The following is a 19,205-nucleotide window of genomic DNA, read 5'->3' as shown; positions in this document are numbered from 1 at the left end:
TTTCATCACTTTTAGAGATTAAACAATATCTTTGATGTTTTTTTCGTTAATTCGAAGAATTATTAGATATTATTATGAACCCCTTAAAAAAAGCAAGTGTACTTCTTGGTTTTCTGTTACTTACAAGTTGTGCAGAAAATTTAAACTTTTCACAAATCAAAGATTATGTTTTACAACCCATATTAACATCTTCTTTAACATTTTTTAGTGTTCAACCTTCTCAGTTTTTTGATAGCAATGGTGTGCAACAAAATAGCAGGCAAGATATTACTGAGTTCGATTTATTTCAAGATAGTATTATTTCAGATAATGTCGTTAAAATGGTTTTTAATGCAACATTTAAAAATGAATTTGATAGAGGTGCAAATATTAAGATTGATTTGTTAAATAGTAGTGATGATGTGGTATATAATTTTAGTTCAATATTCATAGAACGTAGAGATTTAAATCCACCTGCTTATGAAGAAGAAATTATTTTAGCCTCTAATCCAGATATTTTTACAGCAACAAAAGTAAGAATCATTGCCTCGTTAGAAAATACAGGTAAACCAATGAATCCCCTTGATACAAGTGAATTTGAATTTAAATCTTCGGTTACTTTATTCATAGCAACAGATTTTTAGTATGAAAAAATTATGCATTCTTTTATGCTTTTTTTGGTTGCATCAAAGTATAGCTCAAAATAAACAAGTATTATATGATTTTGCAGAACTACCACAAACATTATTATTAAATCCGGCTAGTGAAACAAATTATAAATTTCATATCGGTTTTCCTCTTTTATCTGGTATTTCCTTTGATGCAAGTTCCACAGGTTTTGTTTTGACAGATATTTTTGCTGAAGATGGTATACATATAAATGATAAAATATCTAAAGCATTACAACACTTAACAAGTAAAGATTTTTTAACATTAAATACTCAAATAGAAGTATTAAATGCTGGTTTTCGTTTAAATGATAGCTTATATTTAAGTTTTGGGTTTTATGAAGAATTAGAGCTTATAGGATATTATCCAAAAGACTTGGTGACCTTAATTACTGAAGGCAACAATGCATATCTCAACAAAAACTTTATGGTTTCGCAAATTAACTTTAATGCCGAATTTTTAGGGGTACTGCATATTGGCTTGGCAAAACAGGTTAATGAAAATCTAAGATTAGGTTTACGATTTAAAATGTATTCATCTGCATTACATATTGAAACAAATAACAATACAGGTACGTTTACTACAGCAGAAGGTACAAATAATTTATTTACCCATTATTTTAATAACATCAACTTAGCGTCTAGAACTGCTGGTTTAATAGATACTGGAACAGAAGAATATATAGATGATTTTGGTAAATATTTTGGCAATACTTTTTTGGGTTCTAATATGGGTATTGGTTTTGACTTTGGTGTTTTTCGTAAAATATCACCTCAATTAGAGTTTTCTGCAAGTATACTCGATCTTGGTTTTGTATATCATAAAAGTAATATCAAAAATACTAAAGTAGAAGGTAACTTTAGTTTTGAAGGAGTTGATTTATTGTTTAATACCAATAATTCTAATTATTGGGATGCGTTAAACAGACGTTTTAGAAGAGATTTACCAACTACTGAAAATCAAAATTCTTATTTTTCTTGGAGACCTACAAAAATTAATGCAGCTTTAAAATATAGATTTGGTGAAAAAAAGAGCAGACGTTGTTATGATTATACATATAAAGACTTTTTTACAGATGCAGTTGGTTTGCAATTGTATAGTGTATTAAGACCCACAGGTTCTCAACTGGCACTCACAGGGTTTTACGAGAAGGCTTTAACCAAAAAAATATTTACCAAATTCACTTATACTGTAGATGATTTTTCTTTAGCAAATATTGGTGCTGGCATTTCAGCCCAGTTGGGTAAATTTAATATGTTTACTATGGTCGATAATATTTTATCGTATAATAATTTATCTTCTTCAAATCATTTATCTTTACAAGTAGGTTTCAATTTAATATTTAATTAAAATGCTAAAAAAAATAAGTATACTGCTATTACTTTTAATGAGTTTATCTATTTATAGTCAAAAAAATAATTTAGAGAAATATAAATATATTATAGTAGCCAATAAATTTGATTTTTTAAAAAAACCAGATCAATTTCAAACGAGTTCTTTAACTAAATTTCTATTAGAGAAAAAAGGATTTAAAGTGTATCTTGAAGGAGAAACTTTGCCAGAAGAAATTAAGAATAATAGGTGTGCGTTTTTAATGGCTAAAGTTACTGATGAGTCTAATATGCTTACCACTAAAAATAGAATTGATTTTTCTGATTGCTCTGGTAAAGTAGTCTATACCTCTAAAGTAGGTAAAAGTAAAATAAAAGATTATAAAAACGCGTATCATGAAGCTATTAGAAATGCTTTCAATACTATTGAAGATTTTGATAATAATGCTTTTTTAAGCAATAAAGACGACAACAAACAGGTAATTACAGTTTCAAAAAATAAACAACAAGACATCACTAAAAATGTAAATGTTGTTTCACCTGCTTTAAAAGTACTTTATGCGCAAGCTATTGAAAACGGATTTCAATTGGTAAACACCAAACCAGAAGTAGTTTATAAAGTTTTACAAACAAATTTAAAAGACGTTTTTATTATAAATGGTAAAAATGGAATTTTATATAAAGTAGGAGAGAAGTGGATTGCCGAATTTTATCAAGATAATCAATTACAGCAATTAGTATATGATGTTAAGTTTTAATACTCATATTTGTTTTTCCATCTACTCTTTAAAATTTCTCTAAACTGTTTTTCTCTAGAATTTTCACCAGGTTCATAAAATTTAGTTCCAGAAATTTCATTTGGTAAAAACTCTTGATCTACAAAATTGTTTGTGTAATCATGTGCATATTTATAATTTTTGCCATAGTCTAAATCTTTCATCAATTTGGTTGGTGCATTTCTTAAATGTAAGGGTATTGATAAATCTCCAGTTTCTTTAACTACTTGTTGGGCTGTATTTATTGCCATATAAGAAGCATTACTTTTAGGTGAATTTGCCAAGTAAACCGCACATTGACTTAAAATAATTCGAGATTCTGGGTTACCTATAATAGAAACAGCCTGAAAAGTACTATTGGCTAAAATTAATGCAGTAGGGTTTGCATTTCCAATATCTTCAGATGCAGCAATTACTAATCTACGTGCAATAAATTTTACATCCTCTCCACCTTCAATCATTCTTGCCAACCAATATACAGCTCCATTTGGGTCACTTCCTCGTATTGATTTTATAAAAGCAGAAATAATATCGTAATGTTGCTCTCCAGTTTTATCATATCTAACTGTATTTTTCTGAATTTTTTCTAAAACAAGTTTGTTGGTAATTTCTATTTCATTTTCTGTAGAAACTAATAAATCAAAAATATTTAAGAGTTTTCTAGCATCACCACCAGAAACCTGCAATAGTGCATCAGTTTCTTTTAACATAATTTTTTTAGTGGCTAAAAACGCATCTTTTTCCATAGCTCTTTTTAATAAAGCTATCAAATCGTTTTTATCAAAAGAGTTTAAAATATACACCTGACATCTAGAAAGTAAGGCAGGTATTACTTCAAAACTTGGGTTTTCTGTGGTAGCACCAATTAATGTTACCCAGCCTTTTTCTACAGCACCAAGTAAAGAGTCTTGTTGCGATTTGCTAAACCTGTGAATTTCATCAATAAATAAAATAGGATTTTTGGTGGTAAACAAACCACCGCTTTTTTTTGCTTTATCTATAACATCTCTTACGTCTTTTACGCCAGAACTTATGGCGCTTAGTGTATAAAATGGTCTATTAGATTCATTGGCAATTATATTGGCTAGGGTTGTTTTACCAATACCTGGTGGACCCCAAAATATTAATGATGGAATAATACCTTTTTGAATTAAGTTGGTGAGTACACCATTTTTACCAACCAAATGCTGTTGACTTATATAATCTTCGAGAGTTTTAGGTCTAATTCGTTCTGCCAAAGGTTCATTCATTGGGTAAAAATAATAAAGATTTCTGACAGAATTCGTAAAAATGTAATTTGGTTAGATTTTTGTTATTTTGCTTTTATGAATGAAGAAAATCAACTAAAAATATCAAAATCAATTTTTTTGATTCCTATTGTTTATGTTTCCTTAATTTGGATAATTTATTGGATAGAAATTCAATTTGGATTTAACTTTAACAAATATGGTGTTTACCCTAGAAGTCTCAAGGGCTTTAGAGGTGTTTTTTTAACTCATTTTATTCACAGCAATCCAAGTCATCTTTTTAATAATTCTATACCTTTATTTGTACTTTTAGCTAGCCTTTTTTATTTTTATAAAGATATAGCCTATAAGACGTTGATTTTAGGAGGTTTCTTTACAGGCGTTTTAACATGGGCTATTGCACAGAATGCTTATCATATTGGTGCCAGTGGTATTGTTTATATGCTTTTTAGTTTCGTTTTTTTTAGTGGACTGATAAGAAAACATTACAGACTTGTAGCACAGTCTTTAATAATAATTTTTCTATATGGTAGCATGGTTTGGTATGTTTTACCCATTAAAGAAGGCATGTCTTGGGAAGGACATTTATCTGGTTTTATAGTTGGTTTTATTTTAGCAATCGTGTTTAGAAGAAATGGTATAACTAGGCAGGAACACCAATTTATTGAAACAGAATTTGATTCATACTTTGATGAAGAAGGAAATTTTAATCCGCCTAAATTAGACGATGAGTCTACAGAAGATTTACATTAATTTAACTATTTCCATGGACTATTTAATACGCTGTCTCACTGTTTCATATAAAAAAGCACCACATGCAACAGATACATTTAAAGATGCTATTTCTCCAAATAAAGGTAATTTTGCTTTATAATCCACCATTTTTAATACAGATGGATTCACTCCTCTGTGTTCAGAACCCATAATTATGGCTAAAGGTTGATTAAAATTGATGTCATAAATTGAATTTTCTGTTTTTTCAGTAGCAGCAACTGTTTTTATGTTTGATGCTTGTAATAAAAATAGGGCATCTTTAATATGATCTACTTTACAAATGGGCACTTTAAATGCAGCTCCTGCTGATGTTTTTATAGTTTCTGCATTAACAGGTGCACTTCCATTTTTTTGTATGATTATACCATTAACGCCAGTACACTCTGCAGTTCTAATAATCGCACCAAAATTTCTTACATCAGAGAGTTGATCTAAAATTAAGAATAAAGGAGTTTTATCAGACTCTAGAGTTTTTTCTAATAATTCTTCTAAATCAAAAAATTCTATAGGTGATATTTGTGCAACTGCACCTTGATGGTTATTGTTTTTAGATAATCTATTCAGTTTTTCAACAGGTACAGTACTTGTCGCTATTTTATTTTGTTTTATAACTTTATCTAATTCATAAAAAAGATTGCCTCTTAATCCTTTTTGCAAGTAAATTTTATTAATTGAAGAGCCACTTTCTATGGCTTCTATAATGGCTCTTATTCCGAAAATATTTGTAGTTTCTGTGGTCATAATGCAAAGTTAGATAAATATAAACATAAAAAAACCACCTTTACTAAAAAAGGTGGTTGTTTAATTATAAGAATGTACTGTTTATTGTTTTACCAAAGTCATTGTTCTATCAGCAAAATAACCATCTACTGTATAGGTTATAACAATATCTCCATTTGCTTGCACAGTTCCAGTACCAGAATTAGGAATACCAAAGTCATCAGGTAATACACCTCCAGTTACAGTAATTGAACCACATTGATCATTAATGTAAAAAGGATAATCAGTACCAAAACCGTTATCGCCACTAACAATAAAATTATTTACACCATTACCTGCACTAATAGTTGCAGCTTTTCCATTACCATCACCATACACATAAGAACCTGCAATAGCAGAAGGACAGAACACATTTACAACAATATCTAAAGTAGTAGATCCACTATAAAACCCATCTGGGCTAGAGAAACTTATTGATAATGTTTCACCGTTAATTTTGTCTAGATTATTTTCAGTGATTGAAAGACTTACTGTTACCTCATTAGAATTTGCTGGCATGGTTACAGTTGCAGGTAACGTATAGTTGGCAGCATCTAAAGTTGTAGTAACATTTAAATCTAAAGTTGTATCAGAACCCACGTTAGTTGCTGTATATATCTTAAATTCAGTATTTAAGGTTGTACCTTCATCTATTATAAAAGATTCAGAAGGTGTGCTAAACGTAATAAAGGATATACCTGTTGGCTCAGCTGCTTCCTCACAACTAGTAAAAGTTGTAAGAACAATAAGTGTTAAAAAATATAATATCTTGTTTTTCATAATTTGGATTGAATTAAATAATCACTACTTACCTTAATTATAAATATAAGTAGTGATTAATAAATTAATGATTTAGTATGCTTACGTATACCATATGTTATTTGTTACCGTCAGAAATATTAGGGTTATCTGTTAATTCTCTTTGGTGTATAGCGAAAGTAACTTTTGGATCGTCATAAGAAATACTTTCACCAGCTCTGTTTAAGTGATTACTACCTCTAGTATTTGTTAACTTTCTTCTCTTCATTAATAAGTAACTTTTACCTTCACCAACAAATTCAATCTTAGTTTGAAAAACAATTTCATCTACAAGAGCTTGACCAGACAAACCATCTACATAAGCGTAATCAGCAGGATCAGAGAATCTGTTTGCTAAAACTTCTTTTAATCTAGCTCTTGCAGCAGCGTCATTACCTTCAACAGCACTCATTTCTGCAGACAATAAATACATTTCAGTAACTCTCATGTAAACATAATCATCTGTAATAGGCAATTGTCCGAAAGCTACTTTATTTAGGTTATAAAATTTTTGCGCTGGAATCAAAGGAGCTTGACCAACAGCGAAAACGTCAGGACGAGGGTCACCATGCTGAGTTTTTCTGATATCTTTATCATCAATTCTATCATAAAGTCCTCTGTCAATTCCTCTATAATTACCAACTGCTTGGTAAGAATAACTATAATAGTCCATGAAACCATGCCAAGAAACTAAACCTAAATCGTTTGCAACTGTTATATCAAATCCCCACATCCATCCTGGAGTGCTTAAAGAGGTAAAACCACCGGTAACTTCGTCAGCATCCATCATTGTGAATTCACCAGAGTTGATTACTTCATCAGCTAATTGTCTAGCTTCTGCATTTTTATTACCCATAGAAGCATAAACATAAGCTAAAATTCCTTTAGCTACATTTTGATTTATAGATGCTTTGTTAGGTCTTTGGTAACCATTCATAAAATTGATAGCAGATTCTAAGTCATTTATAATTTGATCATAAACATCACTCATTGGCGATTTTGGTTTTCCTGGCTCACCTGGATTAATATAAATTGGTAAAATTTCTGCGCTTGGATCATATTTTATAGCATAGTATTGGCTTAAGTAAAAATAAGCAAATGCTCTAATGGTTTTAGCTTGTCCTACTACACCTTTTACAGCATCTGATTCTGGAATAATGTCATTACCACCATTAGCTGCAATAATTAAATTAGCACTATTTATGATTCTATAGTAAAATCTCCAAGCCGTATAATTTGGTAGGGTAATAGTGTTATCTTCGGTCCATATATAGTTGGCTAAACCAACGAATCTATTATAACTTGCACCAACTTGTGCTAAATCACTCGATAATAAATCACTCATCAAATCAAATGATTTGTGACCAAAATCTTCTTGTCTATCTGTACCACCAATATAGGCTGTTACCATTTGATTGTAAATACCTCTTAAGTTACCCTCAACAATTTCAGGGTTAATTAAGGCAGTTTCACCTAAATCTTCATTAGAAATAAAACTCGTAGGCCTTTGATCTAAGAAATCATCACTACAAGAAGTAAGAATAAGACTTGCAACGATTGCTATTATATATTTTGTTTTTTTCATAATTAAAAAGTTTTATTAAAATTTAACTCTTACACCTAATGTATAATTAGATATTGGGTTGTAGGTATATCTACCAGATGTACCTGTTAAAGAGGTTGTAGGATTGTATCCATCTCTAGCAGTTAATACAAATAGGTTGTCTCCAGATACCCATAAATTTACTGCAGATAAACCTATCTTTGTTAAGTATTGAGATGGTACATTGTATCCCAATCTAACATTATTTAATGATAAATAATCTGAACTGGTTAAAAATCTTGTAGAAGATGAAACAACTTGAACGTTTTCATTTGAGTACAATCTTGGAACACCTGTTATATCTCCTGGTTCCATCCATCTTTGTCTCATATCTGTATGCCAACTTGATGTACCTACTCTACTATTAGTCATAAGGTTTGCATATTGTTGGTCATAACCATAACCGCCTAAACTGTAACCAAATTGAGCCATTAAAGAAAAGTCTTTGAATGAGCTATTTAATCTAAAGGCACCTCTAACAGTTGGTATAACTGATTTACCAACATATTTTCTTGTAGCATTGGCATATGTGTAAGTTACTCTATCTTGTATAACTGCATCAGGATTGTCTGCAGTAAAAACTAACATATCTTGAATACCTTCACCACTATCGTATTGTCCATTATTGTTTGCGTCAGACCAATTTTCAATCCACATTGGGTCTCCATTAGCAGGGTCTACACCAGCCCATTCTCTAATATAATAGTCATAAATACTACGTCCTAGTGATTGTGCAAATTGACCATCTATGTTAATAACTTTAGGCTCACCTGTTGCGTTTTCAATAGGCATTCTAGTGATTTCGTTATTAAACATTTCACCATTTACGTTTAATGATAATTTGAAATCTTGACTTCTAATAATGTTACCAGTTACATTAAATTCAAAACCTTTGTTTACTAATGACCCATCGTTTGTAAGGATTATTGCATCACCAGTAGAAGGTGGTAATCTTTTATTTACATATAAATTATCAGTCGTCTTCGTATAATAATCTAAATCAGCCTGAATTCTACCGTCAAAAAATTCTACTTCAACACCTACTTGAAATTGTTCACTAGATTCCCAAGTAATATCTGGATCTACTACAGCTCTTGGAGCCAAAGAAGGTTGTCCTAAAAGGTTTTCTATGTTAAAACCAAGTTGACCTGCAAAAGCAGCGTTTCCTTGATCTCCTAAAACACCATAACTAGCTTTAAGCTTTAAGAAGTTAATAACTTTTGATGAACTTAAGAATGCTTCTTCACTAGCAATCCAACCTGCACCAACAGACCCGAATGTTCCCCATTTGTTTCTAAAAAATCTTGAAGATCCATCTCTTCTTAAAGTACCAGAGATATAGTACTTATTTGCATAATTATAGTTAGCTTGAGTAAAGTAACTTTCTAACGAGGTATCAGTAATTGATCCTGTAGATACTCCATTTTGATCCAAATAATTTTCTGGAACTGCAGCAGCATTTGGATTTAAATTAACAATTCCTTTTTTATTAAGGTTAAAGTCTTCAATTTTATCAACAAATGATTCATGAGCCACTAACATATTGAAATTGTGGTCTTCGCCAAACTGTGTTTTGTATCTTAAAATTTGATTGAAGTTTTGAGATACATATGTGGTGTTAGATTTAAAAAGAGTACCACCTAAAGCAACACCTTGGCTACCTTGAAGAGAGTTTCTTGTTTGATCAAAATTACTACCATAGTAATTCATACCATATGTAGTTTCAAATGTTAATCCTTCAAGTATATCAACAGTAGCGTTAATATTTGCATTTACATTGTGTCTTTTTGTTCTTACAATGTTGTAAATAGCTTCACCCACTCCGTTATAAGTTGCAGAGAAGTCACGAGCATTACCTGCTGAATTGTCTCCAAAATCATAAAATGGTTCACCTGTATTTGGATTTAATACAATATCACCATTTGTATCTCTAAGATATAAAGGATAAATAGTTGGTGTAAAATCTAACATGTAAGTTGTTACACCACCACCATAACCAGTAGCATCATTGTATTCACTGTAAGAATAATCTAAATTAGTTGCAATTTTAACTCTTTCTACAGGTGTAGACGTTACGTTAAGTCTTGCAGAATATCTGTCAAATTGAGATTGAGCAATGTACCCTTCATCAGATAAATAACCTAAAGAGAAATAATGTCTTGTTTTATCAGTACCACCAGATGTTTTAAAGTTCATCTCATTTCTAATACCATCTCTATAACCAACATCTCTCCAATTTGTTGGTGTAAATTTTCTGGTTACACCACTTCTTACTCTTCCAGTAGCTGGGTCAATAAGCTCATTCCCATCAGCAACATTCCACATGTTGTATAAAGGTGCAACAGCTCTGTCAGAGAATAAGTTATCTAAAGCAAACTGTGAAGGATTGGCACGACCTTCAAATTCTGAAGTGTTTCTAAGACCATCATAAACAGTCTCGATGTATTCTTCTTCATTTTCTATAAGGTCGTAAAATGGTAATGTTCTACTATTGATAGAAGATTGAAAATCAAATTCAACAGTACTTTTACCCACGGTTCCCTTTTTTGTAGTTAATAAAACTACACCATTCGCACCTCTAGCACCATAAATAGCTGTTGCAGATGCATCTTTCAAAATTGTAGTAGATTCAATGTCATTAGGATTAATAGCATTGATGTCTCCAGAAAAAGGAACACCATCAACAACATATAAAGGTGCACTGTTACCTTCAATAGAACTAAAACCTCTAATTCTAATTGTAGCACTAGCACCTGGTCTACCATTTGTTCTGGTTACAGCAACACCTGAAGCTTCACCAATTAATGCTTGTGCAACATTTGAAACTGCCTTTGCTTCGATATTTTCGTTATTAACAACACTAGCTGTTCCTGTAAATGATTTTTTTGTAGTTGTTCCATAACCCACAACTACAATTTCATCTAAAACATTTGCATCTTCTTTCATTTTAACATTAATGACATCAGAGCTTCCAACAGTAATCTCTGTCATTTTGTATCCTAATGAACGGAATACAAGCACACTTCCTTGAGAAACTTTTATTGAGTATTTCCCATCAAAATCAGTCTCAGTACCTTTTGAAGTACCTTTAATTAAAATACTTACCCCTGGTAAAGAACCTGATTCATCAGATACTGTTCCAGAAACAGTTTTTTCTTGTGCAAAGGATATTTGCACTACCAACGCCAGTAATAGCGTTAAAATTCCATTAAACTTTGTCTTCATTTTATAATTATTTGAATTAATTAATTTCAAAAGTCTTAAAATAAAGTTAATTAGACAACTTATTTAACCTTTTTTTTGTTTAATATATGCTAAAATAATTGAAACAATATATACTTAACACCAATGCCTCAGTGTACTTTAGTTATTTACAAAGTTATTCAGTCTAAAAATTATCTATTTATAATTTAAAGTGGTTTTTTTTAAAGACTTTGTAAAATGTTTTTTTGAGATTTATAAATAATTTTTAATTATTTCAATGAGTTAGAAAAGTTTTATGGGACTTACCTTTTAAGGTTTATCCTGTAATATTAATTTAAAAAGAGTACAACTTAACTTATTCCGATATTTTGTTAAAAATCTTTCAATTTTAATACCAATTTTCTTTTCAAGTAATGAATAAGCTCTTAATACTGTTATTAAATTTCCTAAGAAGCTATTAAAAAAGCGATGTCTAAAATGCTCTATTTGACAAATTTTTTAACACATCGTTTATAGTTTCTATAATTGCTCTTTTTTCTTCATAATTTTTCTTAATTTGTTTGCTAAATGAATACTTTTAATAAACAAATTAACAAATAAACTCGTATATAAAAATCTCTAAACAAGAAATATTGTATTATTAAAATGTTTATTTTTTAAGAGAATGTTTATTCTTCGCATTTGTTTTAGTGATATAAAAATCAATAATACACCACTTGTTATTGCTAACTAAATGTAATTTAAGTTTATAAAACAAGCCTAGTGTTGCATAACTTTTTTTCTGTAATTCTTTGAAAAAAAAATATTGTTTTTTTCTCTGTTATAGTTTTTTTTAAGATTTTTAGAATTTGTATACTATTATATTCATTTTAATCAAAAAAGTTTTAAATAGAAAGCTAAAGATGATACTAATTGATTTTTAGTTTAACAAATCCATTTTAAGAAAAAAAAAGAAAGTTAATCATCAAGTTTTTTGGGTTTTTATATAGGAAACAATGTTTTAAATTGTCATATGACTTTGGATAGAAAATAATTATGTAGTCATTTCTGAACTTTTACTTATTTTTAATTTTCTATTAAATATTTAGGAAATGAAATATTTCAAATACAGTTTTTGTTAACAGTGGATCAAATTTGTTTATAAAATATTCAAGATTAAGAATTTAATAATTTAAAGTTTTATAAGTCATAAGAATCATTTTTATATTTAACTAATTATAAGAGGATTTAATTGTTTAGATTTTTTGATTTTCTTTCATTAACTTTCATTTTTAAATCAAAACTGCTTTAATATATGATTATGTATATTTAAAAAAATTTTATTGTTGTTAAGATGATAAATTCAGGGTTTAAATATTTTTGAAGTTTTATTTATATACTTGTTATGTTTAGGTTTGATTTTAAAGTTTATAGTGTTTTTTTATTCTAAAAATTTAAAATTTGAAAATCATATATTACAAAAAAACCAGTGAGATTTAATTCACTGGCTTTATATTTAAATTAACTTACAAAAAAGAATTAATTGATATCTGGGTTTCCGTCAATTTCTCTTTGTGGAATTTCAAAAATCATCTTAGGATCTAAAGCTGGTATAATAAGATCAGCTCCTGGCTGAACTAAATTCTCTCTCCCGTCTTTTCTATTAAGCCCAACACCATTTCTTGCCATATCAAAAGAAGCTAAACCATCTCCCCACAATTCAATTCTACGATACATTAAAATTTCATCTATTAGAGACTGACCAGTATTTGAAGATTTTACGTATGCATCATCTCTAGTGGTATTCAAATCAAACAATACCTGTTGAGCTTCTGCTTCCTTACCTTGTTTTGCTAATGCTTCTGCCTTAGTTAAGTAAAATTCGGCGTTTCTTAAATAAATATAATCTCCAATAAATACACCTGGTCCTGGTTGTGCAATAAATTTTAGACTTGTGTATTTAGGTGTGATATTATAATGCGGCCATGTGCCTGGTACAATTATTACTCCAGAAGGGTATTCTTGGTCTGCAAACCATTGTTTTCTCCTATCAGTATCAGGAATCATATCGTATAAGTTTGAATTTACAGTTTTAAAATGATTCCATCCACTATATCCATCGTTTATTTGACTTATATGAGAAAAGAAAGTTTGGTATACTTCAGATGTTGTAGCGGTTACTTCTGCACCCCATATTGTCTCTGATAGAGAAAGTTCATCAAAACCATGCATTACATCTGTACTTAAAGATCCTACATTCATTGCAATATCAGCAAAATTTTCTGCTTCAGCCCAATTTTCATATGTTAAATGATATCTTGCTAAGTAAGCAGCAACCACATTGGCATCAACTATTTCGACACTTGGTCTACTGTAGTTTTTTAAACCTTCATAAGCTAAATTTAGGTCGTCTAGTATTTGTTTTTTTACATCTCCCACAGGTGCTTTTGGAGATCCTAATTCTGCACCATTATTAAATGGAATAGATAGTTCTGAATCGGCTGCTTTTGTATGTTGGTATATTCTTAATAAATAAAAATAAGCAATACCTCTATATGCATATGCTTTATGTTTAAAAGCAAGTACATTTTCATCAGTAACATTGTCTGGAATTAAATTAATAACTTCGTTAGCGTCTTTAATTATTCTATAAAAAAATGTCCAAATAAAATCATTATCTCCACTTGTTAAGATTGTATTATCATATCTATTCCAAGCACCAAACCAAGTACTTCTGCTCATGTCAATATCATTACTTCTTAAATCCATTCCAAGATCAATGGCTTTAATACCGAATTCAATTTCTCCTCCTTCTCCATCTCTAAAATAAGATAAAATAGCTCCATCTATAGCTTCTATTCCAACAGTACCTCCGGCTGCTGAAATTTCATTAAAGTGAGAACGTGTTAAGTATCTTTCGTCTTCAAAACTTTGATCTAAATCTCCACATGAATTTCCTAGCACTGCAATAAAAAGCAAGGCGAAGTATTTCATTTGTTTTATTTTAAAAAAATTATTTCGTTTCATAATATTATTTTTAATTAAGTTTTATGTTTAATCCCATTGATATGGTTCTATTAGCACCAAATTCAGCTGAAGATTGTCCTACTGAATTTAAACGCGGGTCATAACCTTGTCTTGCACTATATAACAAGAAACCATTATTTACGGTACCATATAGTCTAATACTATCTATATTATATTTTTTTATTGCATCGTTTTGGAATATATAACCAATATTTATATTACTAATACTTAGGTAGCTTTGATCTACCAATCGCATGTCGGTTACCCTATATTGATCTGGTTCTAGCGGGTCTACCCTTGGTAAACTTGCTGTTTGATTATCTACAGTCCAAGTTTTATCATAGTCTGGGAAATTGGTAACATTCGTAGTTGCTCCTAATAGTCCGAAATATTCATTATCTATACCATAACCTCCTAATTGGTAGGCAAATTGTACGGCCAACGAAAATTTTCCTATTAAAACATTAGTTCCAAAACCACCAGTTATAGCTGGTATTGCTTTTTTATCTAAGAAATACCTGTCTGCTTCAGAGAATACTTCTGTAATTACATCTTCACCTGTAGCTGGATCTACTTTATACCATCTTGCATTTCCATTTTCAGGGTTAATAGGAGCAGATTTTCTCATGTAATAGTCAAATATACTTCTACCCACAACTCTTCGAAAGTTTCCGCTCTGAATTGAATCTCGCCCAACAGGAAGTTTTGTGATTTCGTTATTTATGGTAGAAAGGTTTGCATTAATGTTCACATTAATTTTCTCTTTTTTGACAGCATCCCAAGAAGCTTCAACTTCAATACCACTGTTTATCATTGAACCAATATTTTCTGGTATTGATGGGTTTCCTGAAGAAACACGAAGTGGTGTATTAAATAAAAGATCGTTAGTGGTTTTATTGTAATACCCTAAAGATAAGTTTACTCTGTTTAATAAGTTCATTTCTAAAGCAATATCAAAGCTAGCTGATTTTTCCCAAGTTAATTCGTCATTTCCTAGATATAGTAGTTGGGCAGTTAATTCTTCATTGTTTTCATCAACTAAATACTGATCTTCATAAGCTACAAAATTTCTTCCTGCACCTGGATAAAATATTCTGTCATTACCAGTTGTACCGTAGTTAGCTGCTAATTTTGCATAAGTAATTGTATTGGAAATATCTTTCATGAAATCTTCGTTACTAATAACCCAAGAAGCACCTGTAGACCAGAATGTACCCCAACGAACACTTGGATCAAATACAGAAGATGCATCATACCTACCTGTTACATTTAGATAATAACTATTATCTAACCCGTAAATAAATCTCGAGAAATAACCTTCTGTGGTATATTTTGTATTGTAATTGCTGGCGCTAATATATTTAGAAGTATTATCTAATATTGGACTAAAACCTCCAACAATATTATATTTTGTAAGACTTAAAGTAGTGAATTTTTCTTCATAGGTTTCATGTCCAAGTAGAACATCATAACTATGACGACCAAAATCTTTTTTCCAAGTTAAAAGTTGTTGATTTGTAAATGCTGAGAAATTATTTCTATTGTTTGTTAATAATCCATTTTGAGAGGCTGCGAAAGCACCAGCACCTGGTCTAGTAAAATCAGTGCCTTTATCTATTTCGGTTAATAGATTTGCTACATACTCAAATTTTATATCAAATGGTAGATCAATCTTAGCTCTAAAAGCAATATTAAAATTATCTCTTTCAGTAGTTTCTGTTGTGTTTTCTATTACTGCTAAAGGATGCTCACCTGGAGCATAATTTCTTGGACCTCTAATATTACCTCCCCCAAAATCTTGAGGAACACCAAAGTCATAAGCTCTTCCTCCTGGATTATTTGGGTCTAAAATTGGATTCCAATTAGCATCATATTGATAAACTGGAAAAACAGGTGCAATTCTTCTGGTCCAAAAGAAAGCATTAGAAAAAGTACTCCCTCCATCACCTGGTACAAATTGACTATAGGATTTTGCGTATGAAACATCTCCTGATAATGATAAAACATTCGCAATTTTATCAGCACTAACTTTTAGACGTGTAGTGTGTCTTTTAAAACTGCTACCTACAGTGTATCCATTATTATTTTCTGTACCTAAAGAAAAGTAATATGTTATATTGTCTGAACCCCCAGATATATTGGCGTTTGTAGAATTGAAATTTGCTTGATCCCTAAATAAAGCATCTTCCCACCTATCGTTAACTAAAAGATTAGCAGAACTATTAAGCTTACCAGTTAATGGGTCAACTAATGTTTCATCAGATACATCATATAAATTGTAACCTAAAGCACCAATAAGGTTGTTAGATGCTGTTTGTCTTGCTTGAGCTATTGTAACAGGGGTGCCTGCTTGGCTTTGAGCATAAAATTCTGAGTTTGCAAGAACACTATGGTAAGATTCGTAAAATTCTCCAGGAGTCTTAATTACATTGTAATCTTTAGCACCTCTTTGTGTGATTCCTATTCGAGTATCTACACTTACAAGTGTTCTATTTTTTTTTCCTTTTTTTGTTGTAATTAATAAAACTCCATTAGAAGCTTTATTACCATAAAGGGAGGTAGATGACGCATCTTTTAATACACTTGTTGATGCAATGTCTTGCGGATTTATACTGTTTAAACTACCTGTATATGGTACCCCATCTAATACAATAAGTGGAGCGCTATCTGCATTTATTGATCCAAATCCTCGAATTCTAATAATAGGGTCAGATCCTGGTTGTCCATCAGCTTGAATAATTCTTAAGCCTGAAACTAAACCTTCCAAGCTTTTCACAGGGTTAGAAAACGTTGCAGCTTCTATTTGTTTTGCATCAATAACACTAACAGATCCTGTTAAAGATGCTTTAGATTGTGTACCATAAGCAACCACCACCACTTCATCTAAAGAACTTGAATCTTCTTCTAGAGTAACATTTAAAACATTGGTATCTCCAATCACTTTTTCAGTTTTCTTGTAACCTAAGTAACTAAATATTAAAATGTCTCCTTTTCTAACTTTGATTGTATACTTACCACCAAAATCAGTTTCAGTTCCCTTTGCTGTTCCTTTTACGGAAACACTAACACCAGGTAGTGGACCTGATGCTTCAGATACAGTTCCAGAAACTGTCTTTTCTTGTGCTAAAGTAATTTGCACAACTAACGCCAAGAGTAGTGTTAGAAATCCTTTAAACTTTGTTTTCATTATTTAATTTATTTGAATTAATTTGGTTCAAATATCAAGAAATTAAATTAAAGAACCAATAATAATTGTTAAAAAATGTTAATAGTTGTTAAAATGCAATGAAAAGTTTATTGGATATCAAAAAACGTTAAACATTTTTAAAAAAAAGTGACGTAATTTACATTTAATTGGATTTTAGATAATGAAAAGGAATTGTTGTTGTTGCCTAACACAGAATTAATATTAATGATAGATTTATTTTTTATAAAACGATATCCCAATCCTAAACCAATAAAATTGGTGTTATTCATGTTTCCATAATCAGTAACCGTATATAAATAAGATTTGTTGTTTGTTAAAAATCTGTACTCTAAGTTAAAGTAGGTAAATTTTCTTGTGAAAATACTTTGTTCACTAAACCCTCTAATCGATTTTGGTCCGCCAATCCTAAAAAGTTCGTTGGTTAGGTAAGTGTCAGAATTTAAGTATCCTGATTTGTTTTTTAGGTAAACGCTGCTTCTGGAGTTAATATCCCAGAAGTAAGTGGTTGATGCTACTACTTTAAATTGATTCAAAAGCTCTTGATCGGTTCTCCTTTTTCCTATGTTGGGTGTAATTTCAAAATTAAATTTATCATTTAAAAAGTAATCGTTTTTTGGTATATTGTAGCTATAGTTTATTCCATAAAAGTAATTATTATAACTAATGATATCATTTGTAATTTCACTTTGAAGTGCATCAGACGATTCTGAACTGAAGTTAAGCGCTATTTTCGATTTTGGATTAAAATTATAAAATAATTCAGCATTGAACTTTGTGTTTAAGAAAATAGAGTCTTGTTTGTAAATAGTAAAAGATAACTTAGGTGTTAATCTAGAATTAAATAAATAAGGAGCCTCAGTTAATAATCGAAACTCTTGACTTTGTTCGCTTATGCTATTCCAAAATAGTTCAAATTTCTCTCCTTTATTTAGGGTGTTGTTTAGTTTCAAGTCAACATTTCCAGTAAACAATATTTCGCCATTTTCTCTTGAGGTAAAATTTATAATACCATCGAAACTATTATTTTGTATTTTTTTTAAATACAAGTATAAGAGTGTAGAATCTTTGGTAAATAAAATTTCTGGAGGTTTTATCACTTTTATGAAATTTAAGCTTTGGGCAGCATTTGAAATTTCTTTAATTTTTGATTGATTAAATATTGTTTTAGTGTTAATTTTAAAATGGTTTTTTAAATATGATTTTGGGAAATTCGTATAACCTTTTATGATAACCTTATTTAAATATCTTTTTTTTGATTGATAAATCTCTAAATCAGCAATTAATATTTTTTTTTGAACGGATATATTTTTTAACCGCACTTTAGAAAATGATTTTCCAAGTTTTTCCAGTTTTTCAGACGTTTCCGAAAGTAGGTTTTGAAGATTTTCTATTTTCATGTAAAGACTATCAGATTTTATGTTTTCAAATAGAAAATGATAATCTTTTTTAACTTTAATAATTACATTATCAACCTTATTATATAAGGTAAAGTAAGCTCTGACTTTTTTGTTGTCTTTTATAGTACTGTCCAAAACGTGTGTAAAATAACCTTTCGTTTTTAAATAATTTGAAATTTTAGTGATTTCAACATCGATAGAAATTGAATCATGATTTTTTTTATGGTATTTAATTTTATCTAAAAGATTGATAGCATTCTTATCATTAAAAGATATTTCTAAAGATAAATCCTGAGCAAAAAGACCATTAAAAGCCAACAAAATAAAAATAAGATAAAAGTTATTGTAGAATTTAAATTTCAAACCGTAATTATAAAGTGCTCAAAAGTAAGAGAAATTGTTAAAAATTGCTCGTTAAAAAATCATTTAGAAAAAATAACTCACTGATATTTGA

Annotated in this window: 12 protein-coding genes and 1 pseudogene; 4 read left to right on the top strand and 9 right to left on the bottom strand. The window is 30.0% G+C overall.

Annotated features, from left to right (window positions below):
• The first annotated feature begins 74 nt into the window (after positions 1–74).
• From ACTG3V_RS12715 to ACTG3V_RS12705, 3 genes are read left to right on the top strand one after another with little or no spacing between them, the layout of a single operon-like run.
• Positions 75–623, top strand: a complete 549-nt coding sequence (locus ACTG3V_RS12715) for a hypothetical protein (protein ID WP_439132550.1) — start codon at positions 75–77, stop codon at positions 621–623.
• Between the two features lies 1 nt (position 624).
• Positions 625–1,998, top strand: coding sequence for a DUF5723 family protein (locus ACTG3V_RS12710; RefSeq protein ID WP_439132549.1), 1,374 nt, complete (start codon positions 625–627; stop codon positions 1,996–1,998).
• A gap of 1 nt (position 1,999) precedes the next feature.
• Positions 2,000–2,737: a hypothetical protein gene (locus ACTG3V_RS12705; RefSeq protein ID WP_439132548.1), complete on the top strand. Its 738-nt coding sequence runs from the start codon at positions 2,000–2,002 to the stop codon at positions 2,735–2,737.
• Here ACTG3V_RS12705 and ACTG3V_RS12700 read toward each other — a convergent pair.
• A complete protein-coding gene (locus ACTG3V_RS12700) occupies positions 2,734–4,005 on the bottom strand; it encodes a replication-associated recombination protein A (protein ID WP_439132547.1) in 1,272 nt (423 codons plus the stop codon). The genes ACTG3V_RS12705 and ACTG3V_RS12700 overlap by 4 nt on opposite strands.
• Before the next feature lie 117 nt (positions 4,006–4,122).
• Here ACTG3V_RS12700 and ACTG3V_RS12695 point away from each other — a divergent pair, with 117 nt between their 5' ends.
• Positions 4,123–4,755: a rhomboid family intramembrane serine protease gene (locus ACTG3V_RS12695; RefSeq protein ID WP_439132546.1), complete on the top strand. Its 633-nt coding sequence runs from the start codon at positions 4,123–4,125 to the stop codon at positions 4,753–4,755.
• A gap of 18 nt (positions 4,756–4,773) precedes the next feature.
• Here the strand turns inward: ACTG3V_RS12695 and rlmB are convergent, their stop codons facing one another.
• From rlmB to ACTG3V_RS12655, 8 genes and pseudogenes are all read right to left on the bottom strand, one after another.
• Positions 4,774–5,517, bottom strand: coding sequence for a 23S rRNA (guanosine(2251)-2'-O)-methyltransferase RlmB (gene rlmB / locus ACTG3V_RS12690; RefSeq protein ID WP_439132545.1), 744 nt, complete (start codon positions 5,515–5,517; stop codon positions 4,774–4,776).
• Positions 5,518–5,598: 81 nt separating this feature from the next.
• On the bottom strand, positions 5,599–6,315 hold the full coding sequence (locus tag ACTG3V_RS12685) for a hypothetical protein (RefSeq protein WP_439132544.1): 717 nt from the start codon (positions 6,313–6,315) through the stop codon (positions 5,599–5,601).
• A gap of 97 nt (positions 6,316–6,412) precedes the next feature.
• The gene (locus ACTG3V_RS12680) at positions 6,413–7,918 is read right to left on the bottom strand and encodes a RagB/SusD family nutrient uptake outer membrane protein (protein WP_439132543.1); all 1,506 of its coding nucleotides are present in this window, start codon (positions 7,916–7,918) and stop codon (positions 6,413–6,415) included.
• Positions 7,919–7,933: 15 nt separating this feature from the next.
• Positions 7,934–11,161 (bottom strand): SusC/RagA family TonB-linked outer membrane protein, encoded by a 3,228-nt coding sequence (locus tag ACTG3V_RS12675; RefSeq protein WP_439132542.1) that lies wholly within the window; start codon positions 11,159–11,161, stop codon positions 7,934–7,936.
• Positions 11,162–11,789: 628 nt separating this feature from the next.
• Positions 11,790–11,945, bottom strand: a pseudogene (locus tag ACTG3V_RS12670) (transposase); the annotation flags it as partial.
• A gap of 713 nt (positions 11,946–12,658) precedes the next feature.
• Positions 12,659–14,113, bottom strand: coding sequence for a RagB/SusD family nutrient uptake outer membrane protein (locus ACTG3V_RS12665; protein WP_439132541.1), 1,455 nt, complete (start codon positions 14,111–14,113; stop codon positions 12,659–12,661).
• A gap of 43 nt (positions 14,114–14,156) precedes the next feature.
• Positions 14,157–17,333, bottom strand: a complete 3,177-nt coding sequence (locus ACTG3V_RS12660) for a SusC/RagA family TonB-linked outer membrane protein (protein WP_439132540.1) — start codon at positions 17,331–17,333, stop codon at positions 14,157–14,159.
• 137 nt (positions 17,334–17,470) lie between these two features.
• A complete protein-coding gene (locus ACTG3V_RS12655) occupies positions 17,471–19,114 on the bottom strand; it encodes a ShlB/FhaC/HecB family hemolysin secretion/activation protein (protein ID WP_439132539.1) in 1,644 nt (547 codons plus the stop codon).
• Positions 19,115–19,205 lie beyond the last annotated feature (91 nt).

The sequence above is a fragment of the Polaribacter sp. genome (assembly GCF_965660385.1).
GTDB lineage: Bacteria > Bacteroidota > Bacteroidia > Flavobacteriales > Flavobacteriaceae > Polaribacter.
This window is presented reverse-complemented; position numbering and strand designations above follow the sequence as displayed.